The sequence below is a fragment of the Nocardioides sp. genome (assembly GCF_014360585.1).
Taxonomy (GTDB): Bacteria; Actinomycetota; Actinomycetes; order Propionibacteriales; family Nocardioidaceae; genus Nocardioides.
This window is the reverse complement of sequence record NZ_JACIXG010000030.1, coordinates 1-19055: the sequence shown is the minus strand read 5'-3', so window position 1 is coordinate 19055 and position 19055 is coordinate 1. Positions and strand designations below refer to the sequence as shown.

The following is a 19055-nucleotide window of genomic DNA, read 5'->3' as shown; positions in this document are numbered from 1 at the left end:
TCGCTCGCTGTCGCTCGCTCATGACCCACTGCCCGAGTCGACGGCACTCTGGTCGGCCAGCGACTGCACCTTCTCCTGCGCGCCGGCCAGGTCCTTGCTGTGGATGCCGTCCTCGAGCTGGTTCTGGTAGGTCTCGGCCAGGTCGGCGACCTCGAGGTCGGAGGTCTGGTAGGGCTCGGAGAGATCGAAGCCGATCATCGTGGTGGGTACGCCGCGGAAGATCGTGACGTTGCCCTCCTGCTCGCCGATGTACCACTGGTTCTGCGACCAGACGAACCCGGTCGCGACCGCGATCCAGACGACACCGAGAAACGTCATCAGCCCGAAGGTCCAGCGCAGCTTCGTGTGCTTGCTCGGCGGCTGGAGGGCGTAGCGCATCTCCTCCGGGTCGGCGGCGATCGCTCCGTCGGGGATCTCCTCGTCGATCGGGTCCAGCTCGCCGGTGTCGCCCATCCGGTGACCGCGGAACAGGGCGGTCATCTGGCCGGTCTTGGTGGTCTTCCGCTTGAGCTCGGCCGCCGCACCCACCATCTGGGCCTCGAGGCCCGCAGACGGCATGGTGTCGCTGGGCACCACATCGGCGACCACGCAGGTCACGTTGTCGGTGCTGCCGGAGTCGAGAGAGACCCGGACCAGCTCGACCGCTGCGAACTCGGGCGTGCCGGTGGCCAGGATGTCGGCGATCCGCGGGTCGTCGACGTAGCCGCAGACGCCGTCGCTGCAGAACATCAGCCGGTCCCCGGCGACGAGGTCGACGATGAACAGGTCGGGCTCGAGCTCCCGGGTCCCGTCGAGGGCCTTGAGGATCAGGTTGCGGTGAGGGTGGGTCTTGGCCTCGTCCTCGGTGATCCGCCCCTCGTCGAGAAGCGTCTGCACGAAGGTGTGGTCGTGGGTGACCTGGTGGATCGCACCATTGCGGAGGAGATAGGCACGGCTGTCGCCCACGTGGCCGACGGTCAGCTTGGCGCCGTCGAAGAATCCGACGGTCGAGGTCGTGCTCGTGCCGTTGAGCGTCGGGTCGTGGTCGACCAGGTGGCCGATCTCGTCGTGGGCCATGTGCAGCGCGTGGGAGACCAGACCGATCAGATCGTCATCGACCAGCCCGAGGGCCGGCTCCTCGTCGAGCTTGCGCAGCTGCTGGACGGCGGTGCTGGAGGCGATGTCACCGCGGGCAGCGCCGCCGACACCGTCGCAGACGGTCAACAGCCAGGGGCCGGCGTACCCGCTGTCCTGGTTGTCCTTGCGCACCCGCCCGACGTCGGAGACCGCCGCGAACTCGAGGCGGAAGGGTCGGCCGTCGGCGGGCCTGGGGCTGGGTGCGGGGTCAGAGGTTGGATCGGTCGCAGCGGTCACTTGCGCAACTCCAGGATTGTCTTACCGATGCGCACCTGGGTCCCGAGAGAGATGGCTGTCGGCTGATTGATCCGGACGGACCCGATGTAGGTGCCGTTGGTCGATCCGAGATCCTCCACGAACCACTGGTCGCCGGAGACGGCGATCCGCGCGTGGCGGGTGGAGGCGTAGTCGTCGTCGAGGATGATCGCGGCATCGCTGCCGCGGCCGATGACGATGGGGGCCTGCGAGAGCGGCACGGTCACACCGGCGTTGGAGCCGGTGGTGACGGCGACATGCGTGGGTACGCCGCGCCTCGGTGCCCTCGCCGCAGGGGCCTTGCCGCGAGCCGGCGGCGCCGCGGGCTGGCCGGCGGAGGCGTTGGTGACCCGCGCGCCGAACATGTCGGAGCGGATCACCGACAGCGCGGCCAGCACGAAGATCCACAGGATCGCCAGATAGGCGACCCGGATGAGAAAAAGGGTGAGCTCGCTCAACTGCGCTCCTCAACGATGTGCGCGGTGATGACGGTGGTGCCGATGCGCACCTGAGAGTCGTCGTCCAAGGTGGCACTCGCCATCTTCTGCCCGTTGACCAGCATGCCGTTGGTCGAGCCGAGGTCATAGACCTCGACACGTACGCGGTCGCCGGCCTGGTTCGAGCGGAACTCGATGTGGCGGCGGCTGATGCCCGGGTCGTTGATGCGCAGATCGGCGTCGGTGCCTCGGCCCACGACGAGGTTGCCGTGCAGCGGGTGCCGGGTGCCGTTGATCTCCAGGTAGGCCTGCGCACGGCTGACCTGGGTGTCGCTCATGTCGGCGCCGGAGACGGCGGCCTGGGCGCGGCTGCGCACCCGGAACCGGCCGATGGTCAGGTCCTTCGCCTCGCCGAACTCGATGCTCACTCGGCCGGGGAAGACGAACCCCTGTGCCTCGGCGTGGTCCATCAGCTGGCGCTTCAGCTCTTCTTTGAGGTGGGGCCCGTAGGACTCCAGCTTGCCCAGGTCGCTGGTGGACAGCTCCACGAAGAAGTCGTTGGGGACCAGGCGACGCTGGCGGCTGAGCACCTGGGCGTTGTTGTCGATCTCGCGCTGGAGCGCGGCGACGATCTCCACCGACTTCACCTCGGACCGGAACGCCTTGGCGAAAGCACCCGAGATGAACTGCTCCAGCTTCTGCTCGAACTTCTGCAGGCCGCTCACGTCGATGCTCTCCTCTCAGGTGCCGGTTGGGCCGGTCGGGTCGGGTGGTCAGTCGCGTACGGGCATAGTGGTGCCCCCGGATTCGGCCCGATCGTATCGGTGCACCCTAGGGGATCTGCCACTTCCCGCATTCTGCGCGGTTTCGATCCTCCCACGATCCGGTGACCGCCAGCGTCAAGGCGGGCGGGGTGCCGTCGTTTTGGGGCGGCGGCCGCGCGTGGGCTAACGTTTCCTCTGCTGCAACGCGCGAGTGGCGGAATAGGCAGACGCGCACGGTTCAGGTCCGTGTGTCCGAAAGGACGTGGGGGTTCAACTCCCCCCTCGCGCACGTTGTGACTGGCCCCGGGTCTTCGGATCCGGGGTTTCGTCCTTTTCTGCGGGGTCCCACGTCCACCCGTCGCCGGCCACGAGCCTGTGCAGGCTGGTGCGTCGACGTGTCGCGTGTGCGATGGCCATCTCCCGTTCTCGGGCGTCGGCGAGCGGGATGCCATGCTCCTCGAGCCCGCGGGTCGACGGCGGCGGAGGCGCGGGTTGCTCCGGTAGCCAAGCCACCTCGCCTGCTGCGTCGAGATACTGGTCCATGGCGTAGGTCAGAGCCTTGACGGACGCGGGGTCCGGACGGGCTGAGGGGGCTGTCAGTTCGCCGGCGAGGAGAAGCGCGTCACTCAGGCTGGCCAAGGCCAGTGGCGCCGACAGCGCCGGCTTGGTGGCGTGAAAGTAGTGCAGCACCGGATAGGCGAGGTGTTGACCGGCGCCGGTCGCCACAATCGGGGTCAGGGCGATGAGCTGCTGTTCGAACATCGGGCTGTAACCAGATCCGGCCCATCCCCTGGTCACCATGTCTTCGGCGGACAGGCCCAAGCCTCGGACGTGGATGGCCAGTGCTCGGCGGGCGACCACGGCGGAGAGCACCGAGACCAGGTAGGTGATGGCCAGGGTCACCAGGAAGAGGCCGGTGAAGCTGGCGACGGCGGAGAGGACCCGCCAACCGGTCGAGTCCGCGACGAAGTCGCCGGTCCCGAGCGTGATCACTGTCATCCCGCTGAAGTAGCCCGCGTCCCAGAACCCCGCTGGCCGCCCGGTGGTCGACTGCTCGACGGTGTCGGCCCCCAGAAAGATCAGCCACCAACCGCCCCACAGCCCGGCCACCCAGATCAGGACGGTGGTGAGGAGCAGCACGGCGCCGGCGGGCGAGAGGAGTGCGCGCCGGCGACCCTGTCCGGCGATCCGTAGCAGCACTCTCCACATTGTCGGCAGCACGTGGCTCGTCAGCGGTCCGGCAGCCGTAGACACCGTCAGGGTCGTCATGGCGGCATCGAGGAACACCGTCAGAATGGTCAGCACACCCGCCGCGATGACCAACGAATCGAGCACGGCCATCTCCTAAGCGACGGCGATGGCCCAGACAGGCCACCGGCGCTCTGTCCCCCGACGCAGCCGACGTCGTCGAAGACGCTGATCTCTTCGTTTCCCCTGGGCTCAGTTGGATGTGTCGTCAGTGGGCCGCGTCGAGTAGTGAATGGTCTGCGCCACGATGAGCCCACCGCGCACAACGTAGCTGTCGGCGCCATCGTGGATGCGGACGCCGGCACCGGAGGCGGACCACTGGAGCATTCCGACCTCGCCCTCGACCAGCAGTTGCTGGTAGTGGTAGTCGGCGGAGCTGACGTAGCTCCCGAGAATAGTGGCGAGCAGTCGGACGCCGTCATGGCCGTGATGCACACCCTCCGATGACAGCAGCACCACGTCGTCCGCGTAGTTCTCGGCCAGGTCGGACTCCAGGTCGCCGTTGCTGCGACGGCGCAAGTGCGACTCGAGAACCTTCCTGGTGTCACGCGCGACGTGATGTTCTCCCATCCTGATCACGGTACTTCCCCCATGGGCTCGGCGGCCTCAGATCGATTCGAGGCGTCTTCGCCGAGCAGTGACGGAGCGAGGAATAGAAACTCGGCTAGCGACTGACCAGTTTGAAAAAGGTGCTGTCGTCGCCGTCGGCCTTCTCCTCCTGGTAGAGGAACGAGAGTTTCTCCTCTTCGAACTTCGCGAACCAGTCCTCCCAGCTGACGTGGTCGAGCCGGTCCTGCCCCGCGCCGCTGGGGAAGTCGATCCGAAGAACTCCTGGCTCCGAGTCGCCTCCGGTGCCGGCGACAGTCGCCGGCGTTCCGTCGTGCTGCTCGACCCACGTACGAATCTCGTCGTGGTCGGTCGTGGTGTGGGACTTCGAGCCCATGCTCGTCTCCTCACGGTCGGGAGCGTGCCTTCCGCGTTCGCTTGTCGTTTGTGCTGTTGATCGCCTCGACCAATTCGTACCCGTGAACGGCGTCGGCCATGCGGGCGCCAGCGTTCAGCTCACCGGCTGGTGATCGCTCCGACGCCTTCACGAGTGGCTCGCCGAGGAGCAGCGACATCGGCCGACCCGTTCCTCACGCGAACGTGTGCTTGCCCTCTCCTCGGGTACCGGTCCACTCGACGGCGCGGTCCCCAGTCGCAGCGAGGCGCCCCCGCGCCGTGGACGGAGGAGTGAGTCATGACCCTGTCGAAGATGCTGGAGAGCCACCCGAAGGGCCTCGGTGGCCTCGACAAGGACCAGCTGGCCGAGTGCATCGCCGCGTGCTTCGAGTGCGGTCAGGTCTGCACGGCGTGCGCGGACGCGTGTCTGAGTGAGGACACGGTCGCCGACCTGACGAAGTGCATCCGTACCAACCTCGACTGTGCCGACATCTGCCTCGCCACCGGCAAGGCGCTGTCACGGCACACCGGGTTCGATGCGAACATCACCCGAGCATTCCTGGAGGCCTGCGCGGCCGTGTGCAAGGCATGTGGCGACGAGTGCGCGCAGCATGCGGAGATGCACGAGCACTGCAAGATCTGCGCCGAGGCGTGCCGCCGGTGCGAGGAGGCCTGCCGCGCGCTCATCGCAGCTCTGTGACCAGCCTGGAGGCAGCGGATGTGAGCCGAATCTCGGGACGTCGCAGGCTCACGGCTGGGGTGGCTGACCGGTGCTGGTCCTGAGCGTCTGTCTGTGGTGGGCGCTTCACCCACCGCGTACCGGGATCACTACCGACAGGACAGGACCAAGCGGCCGAGAACGGTGCCGAAGAAGGCATCCAGCGGCTGGTCGGTCTGCGTCGCGCGGGCCCGCAGCAGAGCACCCTCCCAGGCGTTGACGAGGACCTCCGCGAGGACCTGCGGCTCATCGGGCAACGGCTGACCGCCGGCCCGGATCTCCTCGAGTACGCCGGCCAGGATCTCCGTCCAGCCGTCGAAGATGACTGTGAGGGTCTCGCGAGCGCTGGGACTGTGGTCGGCGATCTCCGCCGACAGGTTCCCCATCAGGCACCCCCGCGTCCGCCCCGACGCCACGAAGGTCTCGCGCAGGGCCTCGAAGTGCGCGGTGATCCTCGCGGCGGGGCCGCCGACGCTCGGGTCGGTGAGCAGCGGCAGCGGCGCCTCGAACGCGTACTTCGTGACCGCCGCGACGGCCAGCGCCTCCTTGCTGGCGAAGTGGTTGTAGAACGAGCCCTTCGGCACCCCCGCGGCCTGCGTGATGTCGTTGACGCTGGTGCCGTGGAAGCCGTGCGCGTGGAAGAGGTCCAGTCCTGAGGCCAGGATGCGTTCGCGAACTGTAGCCGTGCTCATGACGAAGATCCTGCCACTGCCCCGGCGGCCGGTTCAGGCGCCGGCGGACGTCGGGACATCGACGTACTCGAAGTAGGCGTCACCGGAGACCGCCTCGCCCTCGTGGTGCCCCTCGTAGAAGTAGCCGCCGATCCAGCCCCGGCCCAGACCGTAGATGAGCTCGGTGTCCACGCTCCCGACGATCTCCGTGCTGGGTGCGCCGTCCTCGTCGAGGATCCGCCACCGGAAGCGCTCGGGCACCTTCATGCGCCGGCCGTCGGGCGCCACCTGCTCCTCGTCGCGGTAGGACAGCACGTCGAACTCGACGTTGCGCAGGTGCCGCTCAGAGGCGCCGTCGACCTGCTTGAGGTACGCCGTCGTGCTGAGGTGCTCGCCCCAGGCCTCACAGCTGGCGAGCATGAGCAGGGTGTCGGGGCTGGTCTTGATCACGTGGTAGGTGAAGAGGTTCCACGGCAGCTTGAGCCGCGGCGGGACCACCCGATCGCGGAACCCGGCGAGGCTCGCGGCGCGGGCGTACTCCAGGGACAGCACTCCGGAGACGGGTCGGGTCTCGCCCTGCCAGGTCAGCTCGCCCTCGTAGCGGGCGGGGTAGCCGACGTGGTCGTAGACAGCGCTCCGGATGAACGAGGTGATCTGGTCGGTGCACGTGGCCCGGAGGTCGAGCGTGAGGTCGCCCTGGTGCACGACCACGTGGAAGTCCGGGAACGTCCCGGTGATGATCAGCTCCTGACCGAACTGAAGGTGCGACCCGTCCGGTGCGAGGTCGCAGTCGGTGCGCATGTCGTAGACGTGGAACCCGTCCGGCGCCGTCGCGGCGGTGCCGAGAGCCAGCGTCGCGGTGTTGCGGGGCGTTCCGGCCACCACGGGATCGTCGTCGAAGACCAGCGTGCCGGTGCGGCCGGCCAGCACCGCGCACGCGAGGAAACGGTGCGGCTCCGGAAGGTCGGGGATGACCACGTTGTAGTGGAACATCGAGTAGCGCCGCCCTTCGTGATGCGGCTGCAGCAACCCACCGCGCGGAACGACGTCCTCCTCCGCGTGGATGTTGAGCACCCGGGCCATGAAGGCGGCCAGGGCCTTGTGGCGGAGTTCCTCGAGCGACATGTGCGTCCTTCCGGTGGTGGGCGAGCTGACGCTCATCGGGATGCGCCAGACAGGCGGTTGAGCAGGTACGGGGCGTAGTGACGGGAGTAGTCCGCCAGGTTGATCAGGGGATGGCGGTCCGGGGCCGGTGGCAGGCCACGCCCCATGCGCTGGAGCTGGACCGTGTGCCAGAGCAGGTTCGCCATACCGTCGAACCTACGGATGCCGAGCTGGCGCGGTGTCCTGGTGGTCGCCTCGGCGCTGCCGTCGAGCAGACGCCGGGGCAGGTCCGGCTCCAGCGCCGTGGGCCTCGCCAGGCCGACGATGTCGACGGCGCCGGACTCGAGCGCCTCCGCCATCCCTGCGGCGGTCCGGAAGCCTCCGGTCAGCATCAGCGGCACGCTCAACCGGCCGCGCACCTTCTCCGCGAAGTCGAGGAAGTACGCCTCGCGAGCGCGCGTCGACGCGGCGACCGGCTCTGCGGGGACGCCCATGAAGGCGGTCGACTCGTAGTTGCCGCCCGAGATCTCGACGAGGTCGACGCGCTCCTCCTCGAGCCAGCCGAGCACGGCCTCCGCGTCATGGTTGTCGAAGCCGCCTCGCTGGAAGTCAGCCGAGTTGAGCTTCACGGCGAGCACCGCGCCAGCGCCGACCTCGGCCCGTACGGCGCGCACGACCTCGATCAGGAAGCGGCTGCGACCCTCCAGGTCACCGCCCCACCTGTCGGTGCGCTGGTTGGTGAGGGGCGAGAGGAACTGGTTGACCAGGTAGCCGTGGGCAGCATGGATCTGCACACCACCGAACCCCGCGCGGACCATGACGCCGGCTGTCCGGGCGAAGCGCTCGATGATCGACTCGATGTCTGCGGACGACAGCTCGCGGGGCGTACGGAAGACGCCGGCGGCGCCGGTGACCCGCACCGGTGACGGAGCCACCGGGTGGTTGCCGACCCCCAGCAGGACCTGGCGTCCGGGGTGGTTGAGCTGGGCCAGGGTGACCGCCCCACCCGATCCGGCCGCGGTGGCCCACTGTTGGAGGAGCGGGAGGTCACGGTCGTCCTCCACCGCGACGTTGCCCACCTCGCCGATGGCGCGGCGGTCGACCATGACGTTGCCGGTGAGGACGAGGCCGGCCCCGCCCTCCGCCCAGTGCCGGTAGAGCGTCGGCAGGCGTTCGGTCGGTGAGTGTCGCGTGTCGCCCAGGCACTCCGACATCGCGGCCTTGGCCAGCCGGTTGGGGACGACGACGCCGTTGGGCAGTGTCAACGGGCGGGCCAGGGCGGTGGTCGGTGCGCGATCGAGAGACAAGGGACGCTCCTCTTAAGACGACTGGTCATCTCATCCTGAGGGGGCGGGGCTCGTGGCGCAATAGGGCCACCGTGTGACCTGGGTTACCAGGGTCGGCCAGATCGGCCGTCCCGCCCGCCCTGGCCCGCCGCGAGTACGTGCTGAGCGAGGACCTGAAAGGTGAGAGGTACGGCATGGTGCACGAGTGCAATCCGGACGGCTTTGCCTGTGTCGATGTCACAGGAGGCGGGCGCGGCGGGCCGTGGCACAGTGGCGCTGTGATCACTGCCGCTGGCCTGGCCGACGCCCTGCCTCGAGGGTTCGTCGAGGTCGTCGTGGCGGGTGAGCCTCGACCGGTCTTCGGGCTGGAGATCACCGAGGTCGGCGAAGAGGCGGCGGCAGGACGTGGCGAGCTGGTGACGGTGGTCGGGGCCACCGAGGCGGGACAGGTGCTGGCGATCATCTCGGCCTGCGCCGAGGCCTCGGGCCTGCTCCTGCGTCGCTCGCTGGCTGACGACGCAGACGTCGCCCGGCGGTGCGCCGAGGCCGGTCTGCCGTTGCTCGGGATGGTCGAGGGGGCGTCGCTGAGCTCGGTGCTCGCAGTCGTCCGCTCGGCCATCGAAACCTCCTCGGCGCCCGCACGAGGGTCGGCCGACCACCTCCACGACGATCTCTTCGACGTCGCCGACCGGATCAGCTCCCTGCTGGACGCTCCGGTGACGATCGAGGACGCGAGCTCGCACGTCCTGGCCTACTCCCGTGGCCAGTCCGACATCGACGATGCCCGGACAGCGACCATCGTCGGCCGCCGGGTGCCCCGCGAGGTGCGCGACCACTTCCGCTCGCTGGGGGTCTTCCGACGGATGGCACGGTCCGACGCCCCCTTCTTCGTGCCCGCAGGCGCTGGCGGTGTCAAGGCGCGCTACGTCGTCCCGGTCCGTGCCGGCGGTGAGTGGCTGGGATCGATCTGGGCGATCCCCGCGAACCCGCTCTCGCCCGGGCACGAACGTGAGCTGGACGCGGCCACCGAGCTCGTCGCCCTCTCCCTGCTCAGGCTGCGTACGCAGGCCGAGCTCCACCAGCAGGTCCAGCTCGACCAGGTCCGGTCCGTGGTGCGCGGGGCGGCGACCGAGCAGCCGGAGTGGCTCGAGGACGGGCCGTGGCGGGTGGCTGTCCTTGCCGGTCCGGCAGACCTGCAGGCGGAGGCCCGCTGTCAGCTGTGGCAGGCGCTCTGCCGCCGACGTGGCTGGCGTAGACCGGTGGTCGCCGATCTCGACGACCACGTCTACGCCGTCCTCCGCGACGGAGCCTCAGGTCCTGGAGCGGATGGTTGGCTCGCCGACCTGGTCCGTGGCGAGGGCCGGACGAACGCCGAGGTGCGGATGTACGTGGGCACCGTCGTCGCCACTCCACGCGAGCTCGAGGACTCGCGGTCGACCGCCGCGGAGCTCGCCGCTGCCGGAGGCGACGGCGCTTCTGTCGTCACCGTCGCCGAGGGGTGGCCGTCGGTCGTGCTGGCGCGGGCGGTTCACGGACAGGAGAGCCGTCCGTTCGTATCGCCGCTCAGGGAGCTGCTCGACGACGACGGCGCAACCTTCCTGATCGACACGCTCGAGGCGATGATCGACTTCTGGGCCGAGCCGAAGCGGGCCGCCCGATCGCTCGGGGTGCATCCGAACACCGTCAGGAACCGGGCGGCCCGCATCGTCGCGCTGTGCCCGATCGACCTCGAGGACCCCGAGCAGCGGCTCGCGCTCCGTCTGGAGATCGCCCGACTGCGAGCGCGAGAGGCCGCGAAGGATGAATCGCGCTCAGCGCAACGGGTCGACGGCGCGGAGCTGCTCGGGGCGTACGCCGGAGACGATCTGCTCGGCCAGCAGCCGTCCGGTCACCGGGCCGAGGGTCACGCCCCACATCCCGTGACCTCCGGCGATGAAGACCCGCGGGTCCCGGGAGGCGCCGATCAGAGGCAGGCCGTCGGAGGTGCAGGGCCGCGCGCCGACCCACTCGTCCTCGCGCTGGTCCAGGTGCGCTCCCGCGAGCATGGTCCGGGCCGCCCCCATGAGAGCGTCGATCCGGCGCGGGTCGCGCGGTGCGTCGGCGTCGCGGAACTCCATCATGCCGGCGATCCGCAGTCGGTCGCCGACCGGAGTGCATGCCAGCCGCTGGGTCGGGAAGTAGACCGGACCGCGCGGGACGTCGTCGACCTTCACCGTGAACGAGTAGCCGCGGCCGGCCTGGACGATGCGCCGAACCCCGAACTGCCGCCCGTGGGCGCCGATCCAGGCACCGGTCGCGACGACGACCGCGTCATATGGCTCGCCGGCGATGACGACCTCGCGTTCGCTCGACCGGATCTCCTCGACCGGGGTCCCGGTCACCAGCCGTCCGCCCCGCTTCTGCACCGAGTCCGCGATCGCGTGCACGTACGCGGCGGGATCGATGAACCGCTCACCGTGGATCCGGATGGCGGTCGCGATGCTTCCGGCCAGGGCGGGCTCCTCGGCCCGGGCCCGGTCACCGTCGACCACCTCGAAGTCCACCCGCTGACCGCACGCTTCGATGTGCTCGAACTCGTCCAGCAGCGCGCGGCTGTCCTCGACGCTCCGGAACGCGGCGGTGAACGGGCTCGCCGCCTGGGTCCGCGCCTCGACCCCACCCCGTTCGAGCTCGTCGTACGCAGCCAGTGCGTCGTTGTTGAGCGGGATCAGCGCCCGCATCGCCTGCTGCCAGCGCGCCGGGGTGCAGTTGCGGGCGAACTGGGCGAGGAAGCGCAGGAGCCGAGGGTTCGCGGTGGGCGGCACGTAGACCGGTGACGACGGGCTGAGGACCGCGCGCAGGCCGTACTGCAGGACCGACGGCTCGGGAAGGGGCACCGCGATGCTCGGCGTCAGCCAGCCGGCGTTGCCCCAGCTCGACCCGGCAGCGACGCCGTCGCGATCGACGACGGTGACATCGACACCGGACTCCTGGAGATACCACGCGGTGGACAGACCGACCATGCCGGCGCCGATGACGGCGACTCGGCGCGGCGAAGAGGGGCGAGCGGCTGAGTTCATGGGTTCATCGTCGCCGCCACGGCCGGGGACGCCGCTGCCCGTTCGCGACAATTCGAGGCCCGTCGGTTGTGCCCAGAGTCCAACCGACGGACCGCCGACGCGAAAGGGCCTGTCCCTGAGGTGGCTTCACGCCACACTCGGGGACAGGCCCTTGCGTCGGGGTCCGATCAGTCGACCGTCAGAGGTCGCGCCGGACCTCGTCCGCATGCGGAAGGTCGGGGCTGCGTCGCAGGTTGACGATGGCCAGAGCCAGGCCTCCCCAGATGATCAGCATCGCGACCAGCATCATGACGATGGCTGCACCACTCATGACTCTGCTCCCTTCTTGTTGATGTGAACCTCGGACAGGATCTCGGGGTCTCGCCACTTGGCCTGAGCGGCCAGGAACCCGAAGACGATGACGGCGCCGGCAGCGCCCCAGCCGAAGACGGCGAGCATCCAGCCCGGGTTTCCGCCGTACGGGGTCTTCACGTCCTCCCAGAAGGAGAGCCCGAGGACGAGGATCAGGCCGATCGGGGCGACGATGCTGACCAGGATCCGCCACCAGGCGCCGACGGTGATGGAACTGCCGTCGGACAGGTGGTCACCGAGGGTCGGCAGCACGCGCAGCCCCCAGCTCAGGACCAGCATGGAGATCACGGCGACCAGCAGGATGCCGAACTGGTTGATGAAGTGGTCGAGGATGTCGAGCACGTAGAGCCCGCTCGTCGTGGAGAAGAACACCAGGCTGAGCAGGGCCATCGGCACGGTGACCGCGATGGTGGCGCCCTTGCGGGTCATGTCGAACTTGTCACGCACACCGGAGATCACGACCTCGACGATGGACACCATCGAGGTGAAGCCGGCGATGACCAGAGAGACGAAGAAGAGCACTCCGAGCAGGGCACCTGCCGGCGCCTCGCTGATGATCGCGGGGAAGGCGACGAACGCCAGTCCGACGCCAGAGGTGGCGACATCGCCGACAGCGACACCGCTGGCCTGCGCCATGAACCCGAGCGCGGCGAAGACGCCGATACCGGCGAGCAGCTCGAAGCCGGAGTTGGCGAAGCCGACCACGAGTCCGGAGCCCGGCATGTCGGTGTGCTTGTGGACGTAGGAGGAGTAGGTGATCATGATGCCGAAGCCGATGGACAGCGAGAAGAAGATCTGTCCGTACGCCGCAGCCCACACCGTCGCATCGGTCAGCGCGCCCCAGTTCGGGGTGAAGAGCGCGTCCAGGCCTTCCGCTGCACCCGGGAGGAACAGCGAGCGCACGACGAGGATCCCGAAGACCACGACGAGCACCGGGATGAAGAAGAAGGCGGTCCGGCCGATGCCCTTCTGCACGCCGAGCAGCAGGACGGCAACGATCGCGATCCACACCAGCAGCAGCGGGATCAGCACGCCCCACACCGGGGTGGCGTCGACGCCCGGGTCGCCCGCCTGGAGGAACTCACCGAAGAAGAACCCCTCCGGGTCGTCTCCCCAGGCCTCGGTGACGCTGAACATCGCGTAGCGAACGGCCCACGCCATCACAGCTGCGTAGTAGATGGCGATCATGAAGCAGATGCCGACCTGCCACCAGCCCAGGCCCTCGGTGCCTTTGCGGAGGCGTGCGAAGGAGAGCGGAGCGGAGCCCCGGTAGCGGTGGCCCAGAGCGTAGTCGAGGAAGAGGAACGGGATACCCGCCGTCAGCAGCGCCACGATGTAGGGGATGACGAACGCGCCACCGCCGTTCTCGTAGGCGACGTACGGGAAACGCCAGATGTTGCCCAGGCCCACGGCGGAGCCGATCGCCGCGAAGATGAAGACTTGCCGCGACGAGAATGCTCCGCGTTTTGCTGCCGCACCGTCTTGCACGCCCTCAGGTGTCGTGCTCATTTACGCCTCCTTGCTCGATACTTCGTGTGACGCCGATCACATAACAATAGTGGTCAGGCTGTCTTCGGTTGACGCGGGGTTCGCGACGGCCGCCGCAGAGGCTACACACAAAGACTTACGGGCCCGGGGGCCTGTGGCACTAACTATGTCCCGCTGCGAGTGTGGTCGGTGTCACGATATCTCGCCGCGCTCTTGACAAAGACGGGCAGCCTGTTGAGTTCATGAGACATGACAGGCAATATGTCTCATCGGTCGATCGAGTACGTTCCTCCGACCGGTGAGACCTGGGCCGACCCGTGGCCGATGTACGCCGCGCTGCGGGAGCACGACCCGGTCCACCACGTCGCCCGAGGCGACTACTGGGTCCTGACCAGGCACGACGACGTCCTCGCGGCAGTGCTCGACCACGAGACGTTCAGCTCGACCGGAGGGTTGACGACCGCTCAGGACGAGCTCGATCGGATCGGCCTGGAAGACAACCCGCCGATGGTGATGACCGATCCGCCGGCTCACACGGCGTTCCGCAAGCTGGTGAACCGCGGGTTCACGCCGAAGCAGGTCGAGGACGTGACGCCTCGGGTCACCCGGTTCGTCGTCGAACGGGTGGAGCAGATCAGGGCAGCAGGTGGTGGTGACATCGTCGAGGAGCTGTTCAAGCCCCTGCCTAGCATGGTCGTGGCCCACTATCTCGGCGTTCCCGAGGCCGACTGGGGCCGCTTCGACGTGTGGACCGACGCGATCGTCACGGCCAACGCCGCCCAGGACGGGACCATCGGAGCCGGAGCCGCCGCCGAGCTCATGGGCTACTTCGCAGAGCTCATCGAGCGTCGCCGACGTGAGCCCGGAGACGACACCGTCTCCCATCTGGTCGCCGCCGGGGAGGCCGACGACGACGCCGGCCTGCTCCGGGTGCTCGCGTTCGCCTTCACGATGGTCGCCGGTGGCAACGACACGACCACCGGGCTGCTGGGCGGCGGCCTGCCGCTGCTGGCGGAGCGGCCCGACCAGCGCGAGCTGGCTCGGGACGACATCCCGGCCGCAGTCGAGGAGCTGCTGCGGCTCACCTCTCCCGTGCAGGGGCTCGCGCGGACCACCACCCGCGACGTGACGATCCACGACGTCACGATCCCTGCGGGGAGGAAGGTCCTGCTCTGCTACGCCGCCGCCAACCGCGATCCGCGCGCCTTCGGTGCCGACGCCGAGGAGCTCGACGTCACCCGCAGGCCGCGGCAGATCCTGACCTTCGCCCACGGTGCCCATCACTGCCTGGGTGCCGCGGCGGCCAGGATGATGGGTCGGGTGACGCTCACGGAGATACTCGGCCGGATGCCTTCCTTCACCGTCGACCACGACTCCTTGGCGTGGGCGCCGGGGAGCTACGTACGCAGGCCCGTCAGCCTCCATGTCGAGGTCGGCCGATGAGCTGGCTGGCCGAGGCGAAGACGGACCTCGCCGCCGAACGGATCCTCGACGCGGCGGGCGAGCTCTTCGTGGAGCGCGGCGTCGGCAAGCCGGGCATGGACGAGGTCGCTCGTGCGGCCGGCTGCTCGCGGGCGACTCTCTATCGCTACTTCGAGAACCGGCAGGCCCTGATCCAGGCCTTCGCGCACCGCGAGGCGCGACTGATCACCGCGCAGGTCGCCAAGGCCACCGCCGACGTCCCGGATCCCCGTCGCCGCGTGGTCGAGGCGGTCATCGCGTGCCTCGCCGCCGTCCGCGAGCGCCCCCATCTGGCTGCGTGGTACGCCGGGGACAGCACCCTTCTTCGCGAGGTGCTCCACGACTCCCCGCTCATCCGCGGGACCGCCCAGAGCTACCTCGCTGCCGACGCCGACGCTGCTGATCCCGACCTGGTCGACTGGGTCCTGCGCATCATCTTGTCGTTCCTCAGCAACCCCGGAGACGACGAAGAGGCAGAACATCGCCTGCTGGAGCGATTCCTTCTGGTCCCGCCGCTCGGCTAGGTCGCGTCAGCCCCGGACCGTGGGCGGGGCGGTGCCGTACTTGCCCGACGAGCCTGCACTGCACCCGGGAGGCGTGAGCCATGGCCGCCGCCAGCCGGCTGACGGGCGCGTGCCCTGCTCCTGACCCGGGAAAACCTCGGGCGCCGAGATCGGCCCTTGCCGAGATATATCACGAACCCCCAGGATGGATCATGAGTGACCGGATGCCTCCGGTGCTTTGAGAGGAGAGATATGCAGCAGGTCAAGGCCGTCATCGCCCGCGCCGAGGGAGCCCCGGTGGAGCTGGTGACGATCAACGTTCCTGATCCTGGCGCCGGTGAGGCGGTGGTGAAGATCCAGTCGTGCGGGGTGTGCCACACCGACCTGCACTACCGCGAGGGCGGGATCAACGACGAGTTCCCGTTCCTGCTGGGACACGAGGCTGCCGGGATCGTCGAGGCGGTGGGTCCGGACGTGACCGACGTGGCGCCGGGCGACTTCGTGGTGCTCAACTGGCGTGCGGTGTGCGGCAGCTGCCGGGCCTGCAAGCGCGGCGAGCCACAGTACTGCTTCGCCACGTTCAACGCGACCCAGAAGATGACGCTCGAGGACGGCACGGAGCTGTCGCCGGCGCTGGGTATCGGCGCCTTCGCGGAGAAGACGCTGGTCGCGGCGGGCCAGTGCACCAAGGTCGACCCGGAGGCGCGCCCCGCCGCTGTCGGCCTGCTCGGCTGTGGCGTGATGGCCGGTATCGGTGCCGCCATCAACACCGGCGGAGCGACCCGCGGCAGGTCGGTGGCGGTCATCGGTTGCGGTGGTGTCGGGGTGGCGGCGATCGCCGGTGCGGCCCTGGCCGGGTCGAGCCCGGTCATCGCCGTCGACATCGACCCCAAGAAGCTCGAGCGCGCCGCGGCCATGGGCGCGACGCACACCGTGGACTCCTCGCAGACCGATCCGGTCGAGGAGATCCGGCGGATCTGCTCGGAGACGTACGAAGGTGCCGAAGGTGCCGACATCGTCGTCGAGGCGGTCGGACGCCCGGAGACCTGGAAGCAGGCCTTCTATGCCCGGGACCTGGCCGGCACCGTCGTGCTCGTCGGTGTGCCCACGCCCGACATGACGGTGCCCGATATCCCGCTCATCGACGTCTTCGGCCGCGGTGGCGCGCTCAAGTCCAGCTGGTACGGCGACTGTCTCCCCAGCCGCGACTTCCCGATGCTCGTCGACCTCTATCGCCAGGGGCGTCTCGACCTGGACGCCTTCGTGAGCGAGGAGATCGGCATCGGTGACATCGAGGCCGCCTTCGAGAAGATGCATCATGGCGAGGTCCTGCGCTCGGTGGTGGTGCTCTGATGGCCGTACGCGTGGACCACGGTGTCACGAGCGGCACCTTCAGCCTCGACGGCGAGACGCACCAGGTGGACAACAACGTCTGGGTGATCGGCGACGACCAGGAGTGCCTGGTCATCGACGCGCCGCACTCGGTGGAGGACATCTTGGCGGTGGTGGGCGGTCGGCGCGTGAAGGCGATCGTCTGCACGCATGCCCACGACGACCACGTCGGGATGGCGCCGGCGCTGCGGGAGATCGTCCGGGCCCCGATCCTGCTGCACCCCGACGACCGTCCGCTGTGGGAGCTCGCCCACCCCGACGATCTGTGGGATGCCGACCTCTCCGACGGGCAGGTCATCGAGATCGGCGACACCGACGTGACCGTCCTGCACACCCCTGGTCACGCCCCGGGGGCGGTGTGTCTGTCGGTGCCCTCGCTGGGGTGCGTCTTCACCGGCGACACCCTGTTCCAGGGTGGCCCCGGGGCCACCGGGCGCTCGTTCAGCGACCGGCCGACCATCGAGTCCTCGATCCGGGCCAAGCTGTTCCCGCTTCCCGGCGAGACGGTCGTCCACACCGGGCACGGCGACGACACCACGATCGCAGCCGAGGTCTCCAACCTGGGCTGATCAGCGCACGGCGGCCGCGAGCTCCGCACGCATCCAGGCACACCACTCCAACGCTGTACGCCGCGACCGGATGCCTCCTTCGAGCGTGATCCGGCTCGCGAACAGCGGTTTCGAGGGATCCCGGACGCCCGGGAGGTCGGAGATCTCGGCCAGCTCCTCGAGGTAGCGGTCGAGGGCGCTCTGGTGGGCGCCCTCGAGCCGCCCGATCAGATCGTGGGCGGCGTCGGGCTCCACGGTCCAGATCGACCACAGCCGCAGGACCTCCAGGTCACGGACCGGCTGGGGTTCGAGGTCTCCGACCACCCAGGCCGCCAGGGCGGTCTGGCCGGAAGGGGTGATCCGGTATCGCTTCGTCGGCCGGGGACCGGCTCCTTCGATGACCTCGTGCTCGACCAGTCTGGCGGCGTCGAGACGGTTCAGCTCCGGGTAGATCTGCGAGTGGCGGGCGGTCCAGAAGTAGCCGATCGGCTGGCGCATCCGCTGCGCGACCTCGTAGCCCGTGCTCGCCCGCCGCGCGAGCAGGCCGAGGATCGCGAAGCCGAGGTTGGAAACGGGTGCTGCGGAGTCTGGCATATGTCAATATTGACATATGCGGAGCGTGAAGAGTGCAGCGGCAGGGGTAGCGGTCATCGGCATGTTGCTGACCGGGTGCGGGGCGGAGAGCGGCGTCGAGGCGCCAGTGGAGGCGAAGGAGTCCGGACCCGCGCTGCCGACCGGAGGGCCGTACATCCAGGGCGAGCTGACCTCCTGCTTCCTGCCGGAGACCGACGTCGGGGTGGAGCCGATGCAGGCGTCCGGCGCGGAGCTCGAGCTGCCGGCCATCCGCTTCTCGCCGCCGGGTGGTCGGCAACCGTCGGCGGTGCTGGTGATGCTTCACCAGACCGACGGGGACCGCTGCGGGTGGGGTGACTTCGCGACGCTCGCGGCTCTGGAAGGCGTCGCCGGCCTCTCCTACGACCAGTGTGGCTACGCCGCCGCCGACTGCGGGATCAAGGACCTCGACGACCCGGTGCCGCAGGTGAGGGCGGCGCTGGGCGAGGCCAGGAAGCAGTGGCCGGACACACCTGTCGTGCTGGTCGGTGCCTCGATGGGCGGTAGCCAGACCGTGCGGGCCGTTGCCGCGGGGTTGGATGTCGACGGCTGGGTCGACCTCTCGGGACCGTCGATCTGGGCCGGCGTCGATCTGGCCACGGTCGCCGACAAGATCCAGACGCCTGGCCTGATCGCCATCTCGGAGGACAGCGACGGGCCCGAGGAGGCCGATGCGGCCCGCGCGCTGGCGGAGGCCACGTCCTCGGAGTTCGTACCCGCCGAGTCAGGCCACGGCTGGGACCTGGTGATCGAGGAGGGCAGGCTCTCGCCGATCGGGCAGCAGGTCGTCGCGTACGCCACGAGGTGATCTGGGCTCGGTCAGGCGTCTGTGGTCGCGCTGAGGATCTCGGCGGTGAAGCTGCTGCCTGCCAGAGCGTCGAGCAGTGCGGTGCCGGAGACCTCCCCTGTGACGGTGATACGGCCGGTGGCCCGGTCCGCGGTGAGCGTCGCGACCCCCGGGAGATCCCGGAGCCGGGCGGTGGCTTCACGGACGCACCGAGGGCAGCGCATGCCCTCGACGTACAGCTGGATGGTCTGCATGGCGATCTCCTTGTGCCTTCGTGGCCCCGGTGAGGACCGGGGCCACGAAGTGGGTCGGG

The 19055-nt window shown here is 69.1% G+C and carries 20 protein-coding genes, 1 tRNA gene and 1 pseudogene; 8 read left to right on the top strand and 14 right to left on the bottom strand.

The genetic code is table 11. The features are described from left to right. Positions 1-18: 18 nt before the first annotated feature. From H5T77_RS12005 to H5T77_RS11995, 3 genes are read right to left on the bottom strand one after another with little or no spacing between them, the layout of a single operon-like run. A complete protein-coding gene (locus H5T77_RS12005; RefSeq protein WP_292649484.1) occupies positions 19-1353 on the bottom strand; it encodes a PP2C family protein-serine/threonine phosphatase in 1335 nt (444 codons plus the stop codon). Then, complete coding sequence (locus H5T77_RS12000; RefSeq protein ID WP_292649482.1) at positions 1350-1829, bottom strand: FHA domain-containing protein FhaB/FipA; 480 nt, start codon at positions 1827-1829, stop codon at positions 1350-1352. The genes H5T77_RS12005 and H5T77_RS12000 overlap by 4 nt, the downstream gene beginning before the upstream one ends. After that, entirely contained in the window at positions 1826-2533 is a 708-nt protein-coding gene (locus H5T77_RS11995; RefSeq protein ID WP_292649479.1) for an FhaA domain-containing protein, read from the bottom strand. Before H5T77_RS11995 ends, H5T77_RS12000 begins: the two co-directional genes overlap by 4 nt. A gap of 244 nt (positions 2534-2777) precedes the next feature. On the opposite strand from H5T77_RS11995, the gene H5T77_RS11990 reads away from it, so the two are divergent. Further along, positions 2778-2861, top strand: a tRNA-Leu gene (locus tag H5T77_RS11990). On the opposite strand, the gene H5T77_RS11985 is transcribed toward H5T77_RS11990, so the two are convergent. From H5T77_RS11985 to H5T77_RS11975, 3 genes are all read right to left on the bottom strand, one after another. Beyond that, positions 2843-3907 carry a potassium channel family protein gene (locus H5T77_RS11985; RefSeq protein ID WP_292649477.1) on the bottom strand — a complete coding sequence of 355 codons (1065 nt, stop codon included), beginning with the start codon at positions 3905-3907 and terminating at the stop codon, positions 2843-2845. The two genes, H5T77_RS11990 and H5T77_RS11985, sit on opposite strands and share 19 nt — an antisense overlap. Positions 3908-4012: 105 nt before the next feature. Beyond that, positions 4013-4390 (bottom strand): nuclear transport factor 2 family protein, encoded by a 378-nt coding sequence (locus tag H5T77_RS11980; protein WP_292649474.1) that lies wholly within the window; start codon positions 4388-4390, stop codon positions 4013-4015. A 94-nt stretch (positions 4391-4484) separates the two neighbouring features. Next, complete coding sequence (locus H5T77_RS11975; protein ID WP_292649470.1) at positions 4485-4763, bottom strand: hypothetical protein; 279 nt, start codon at positions 4761-4763, stop codon at positions 4485-4487. A gap of 297 nt (positions 4764-5060) precedes the next feature. Between H5T77_RS11975 and H5T77_RS11970 the strand changes: the two genes are divergently transcribed. After that, positions 5061-5462 (top strand): four-helix bundle copper-binding protein, encoded by a 402-nt coding sequence (locus H5T77_RS11970; protein ID WP_292649467.1) that lies wholly within the window; start codon positions 5061-5063, stop codon positions 5460-5462. Positions 5463-5590: 128 nt separating this feature from the next. Here the strand turns inward: H5T77_RS11970 and H5T77_RS11965 are convergent, their stop codons facing one another. Genes H5T77_RS11965 through H5T77_RS11955 form a run of 3 tightly spaced genes read right to left on the bottom strand, consistent with a single transcriptional unit; the run spans position 5591 to position 8562 of the window. After that, positions 5591-6172 (bottom strand): TetR/AcrR family transcriptional regulator, encoded by a 582-nt coding sequence (locus tag H5T77_RS11965; RefSeq protein WP_292649464.1) that lies wholly within the window; start codon positions 6170-6172, stop codon positions 5591-5593. Positions 6173-6205: 33 nt separating this feature from the next. Further along, positions 6206-7276, bottom strand: coding sequence for a DUF6670 family protein (locus H5T77_RS11960; RefSeq protein ID WP_292649461.1), 1071 nt, complete (start codon positions 7274-7276; stop codon positions 6206-6208). A gap of 32 nt (positions 7277-7308) precedes the next feature. Continuing rightward, the gene (locus tag H5T77_RS11955; protein WP_292649459.1) at positions 7309-8562 is read right to left on the bottom strand and encodes an NADH:flavin oxidoreductase/NADH oxidase family protein; all 1254 of its coding nucleotides are present in this window, start codon (positions 8560-8562) and stop codon (positions 7309-7311) included. Between the two features lie 173 nt (positions 8563-8735). Between H5T77_RS11955 and H5T77_RS25645 the strand changes: the two are divergent. Further along, positions 8736-10295, top strand: a pseudogene (locus H5T77_RS25645) (PucR family transcriptional regulator); the annotation flags it as partial. Positions 10296-10352: 57 nt separating this feature from the next. Here the strand turns inward: H5T77_RS25645 and H5T77_RS11945 are convergent. From H5T77_RS11945 to H5T77_RS11935, 3 genes are all read right to left on the bottom strand, one after another. Next, complete coding sequence (locus H5T77_RS11945) at positions 10353-11600, bottom strand: NAD(P)/FAD-dependent oxidoreductase (protein ID WP_292649578.1); 1248 nt, start codon at positions 11598-11600, stop codon at positions 10353-10355. 178 nt (positions 11601-11778) lie between these two features. Continuing rightward, the gene (locus H5T77_RS11940) at positions 11779-11910 is read right to left on the bottom strand and encodes a methionine/alanine import family NSS transporter small subunit (RefSeq protein ID WP_292649456.1); all 132 of its coding nucleotides are present in this window, start codon (positions 11908-11910) and stop codon (positions 11779-11781) included. Then, a complete protein-coding gene (locus H5T77_RS11935; RefSeq protein WP_292649454.1) occupies positions 11907-13460 on the bottom strand; it encodes a sodium-dependent transporter in 1554 nt (517 codons plus the stop codon). The genes H5T77_RS11940 and H5T77_RS11935 overlap by 4 nt, the downstream gene beginning before the upstream one ends. A gap of 240 nt (positions 13461-13700) precedes the next feature. Between H5T77_RS11935 and H5T77_RS11930 the strand changes: the two genes are divergently transcribed. The 4 genes from H5T77_RS11930 to H5T77_RS11915 all read left to right on the top strand — a co-directional run bounded on the left by H5T77_RS11930 (position 13701) and on the right by H5T77_RS11915 (position 17364). After that, entirely contained in the window at positions 13701-14882 is a 1182-nt protein-coding gene (locus tag H5T77_RS11930) for a cytochrome P450 (protein ID WP_292649452.1), read from the top strand. Then, positions 14879-15424 carry a TetR/AcrR family transcriptional regulator gene (locus H5T77_RS11925; RefSeq protein ID WP_292649449.1) on the top strand — a complete coding sequence of 182 codons (546 nt, stop codon included), beginning with the start codon at positions 14879-14881 and terminating at the stop codon, positions 15422-15424. Before H5T77_RS11930 ends, H5T77_RS11925 begins: the two co-directional genes overlap by 4 nt. Positions 15425-15655: 231 nt before the next feature. Beyond that, a complete protein-coding gene (locus tag H5T77_RS11920) occupies positions 15656-16756 on the top strand; it encodes an S-(hydroxymethyl)mycothiol dehydrogenase (RefSeq protein ID WP_292649446.1) in 1101 nt (366 codons plus the stop codon). Beyond that, positions 16756-17364 carry an MBL fold metallo-hydrolase gene (locus tag H5T77_RS11915; RefSeq protein WP_292649443.1) on the top strand — a complete coding sequence of 203 codons (609 nt, stop codon included), beginning with the start codon at positions 16756-16758 and terminating at the stop codon, positions 17362-17364. Before H5T77_RS11920 ends, H5T77_RS11915 begins: the two co-directional genes overlap by 1 nt. Here the strand turns inward: H5T77_RS11915 and H5T77_RS11910 are convergent, their stop codons facing one another. Next, positions 17365-17937, bottom strand: a complete 573-nt coding sequence (locus tag H5T77_RS11910; RefSeq protein WP_292649440.1) for a PadR family transcriptional regulator — start codon at positions 17935-17937, stop codon at positions 17365-17367. It abuts the gene before it with no gap. A 16-nt stretch (positions 17938-17953) separates the two neighbouring features. On the opposite strand from H5T77_RS11910, the gene H5T77_RS11905 reads away from it, so the two are divergent. Then, positions 17954-18763, top strand: coding sequence for an alpha/beta hydrolase (locus H5T77_RS11905; RefSeq protein WP_292649437.1), 810 nt, complete (start codon positions 17954-17956; stop codon positions 18761-18763). 11 nt (positions 18764-18774) lie between these two features. On the opposite strand, the gene H5T77_RS11900 is transcribed toward H5T77_RS11905, so the two are convergent. Then, positions 18775-18996, bottom strand: a complete 222-nt coding sequence (locus tag H5T77_RS11900; RefSeq protein WP_292649433.1) for a heavy-metal-associated domain-containing protein — start codon at positions 18994-18996, stop codon at positions 18775-18777. Positions 18997-19055: the final 59 nt, after the last annotated feature.

Excerpts from the sequence above, each read along its gene's own strand:
- H5T77_RS11970 (WP_292649467.1), top strand. The coding sequence starts at position 5,061 with ATGACCCTGTCGAAGATGCTGGAGAGCCACCCGAAGGGCCTCGGTGGC.
- H5T77_RS11960 (WP_292649461.1), bottom strand. The coding sequence starts at position 7,276 with ATGTCGCTCGAGGAACTCCGCCACAAGGCCCTGGCCGCCTTCATGGCC.
- H5T77_RS11910 (WP_292649440.1), bottom strand. The coding sequence starts at position 17,937 with ATGCCAGACTCCGCAGCACCCGTTTCCAACCTCGGCTTCGCGATCCTC.
- H5T77_RS11925 (WP_292649449.1), top strand. The coding sequence starts at position 14,879 with ATGAGCTGGCTGGCCGAGGCGAAGACGGACCTCGCCGCCGAACGGATC.
- H5T77_RS11915 (WP_292649443.1), top strand. The coding sequence starts at position 16,756 with ATGGCCGTACGCGTGGACCACGGTGTCACGAGCGGCACCTTCAGCCTC.
- H5T77_RS11945 (WP_292649578.1), bottom strand. The coding sequence starts at position 11,600 with ATGAACTCAGCCGCTCGCCCCTCTTCGCCGCGCCGAGTCGCCGTCATC.
- H5T77_RS11940 (WP_292649456.1), bottom strand. The coding sequence starts at position 11,910 with ATGAGTGGTGCAGCCATCGTCATGATGCTGGTCGCGATGCTGATCATC.
- H5T77_RS11920 (WP_292649446.1), top strand. The coding sequence starts at position 15,656 with ATGCAGCAGGTCAAGGCCGTCATCGCCCGCGCCGAGGGAGCCCCGGTG.
- H5T77_RS11975 (WP_292649470.1), bottom strand. The coding sequence starts at position 4,763 with ATGGGCTCGAAGTCCCACACCACGACCGACCACGACGAGATTCGTACG.
- H5T77_RS11965 (WP_292649464.1), bottom strand. The coding sequence starts at position 6,172 with ATGAGCACGGCTACAGTTCGCGAACGCATCCTGGCCTCAGGACTGGAC.
- H5T77_RS11900 (WP_292649433.1), bottom strand. The coding sequence starts at position 18,996 with ATGCAGACCATCCAGCTGTACGTCGAGGGCATGCGCTGCCCTCGGTGC.
- H5T77_RS11905 (WP_292649437.1), top strand. The coding sequence starts at position 17,954 with ATGCGGAGCGTGAAGAGTGCAGCGGCAGGGGTAGCGGTCATCGGCATG.
- H5T77_RS11935 (WP_292649454.1), bottom strand. The coding sequence starts at position 13,460 with ATGAGCACGACACCTGAGGGCGTGCAAGACGGTGCGGCAGCAAAACGC.
- H5T77_RS11930 (WP_292649452.1), top strand. The coding sequence starts at position 13,701 with ATGTCTCATCGGTCGATCGAGTACGTTCCTCCGACCGGTGAGACCTGG.
- H5T77_RS11980 (WP_292649474.1), bottom strand. The coding sequence starts at position 4,390 with ATGGGAGAACATCACGTCGCGCGTGACACCAGGAAGGTTCTCGAGTCG.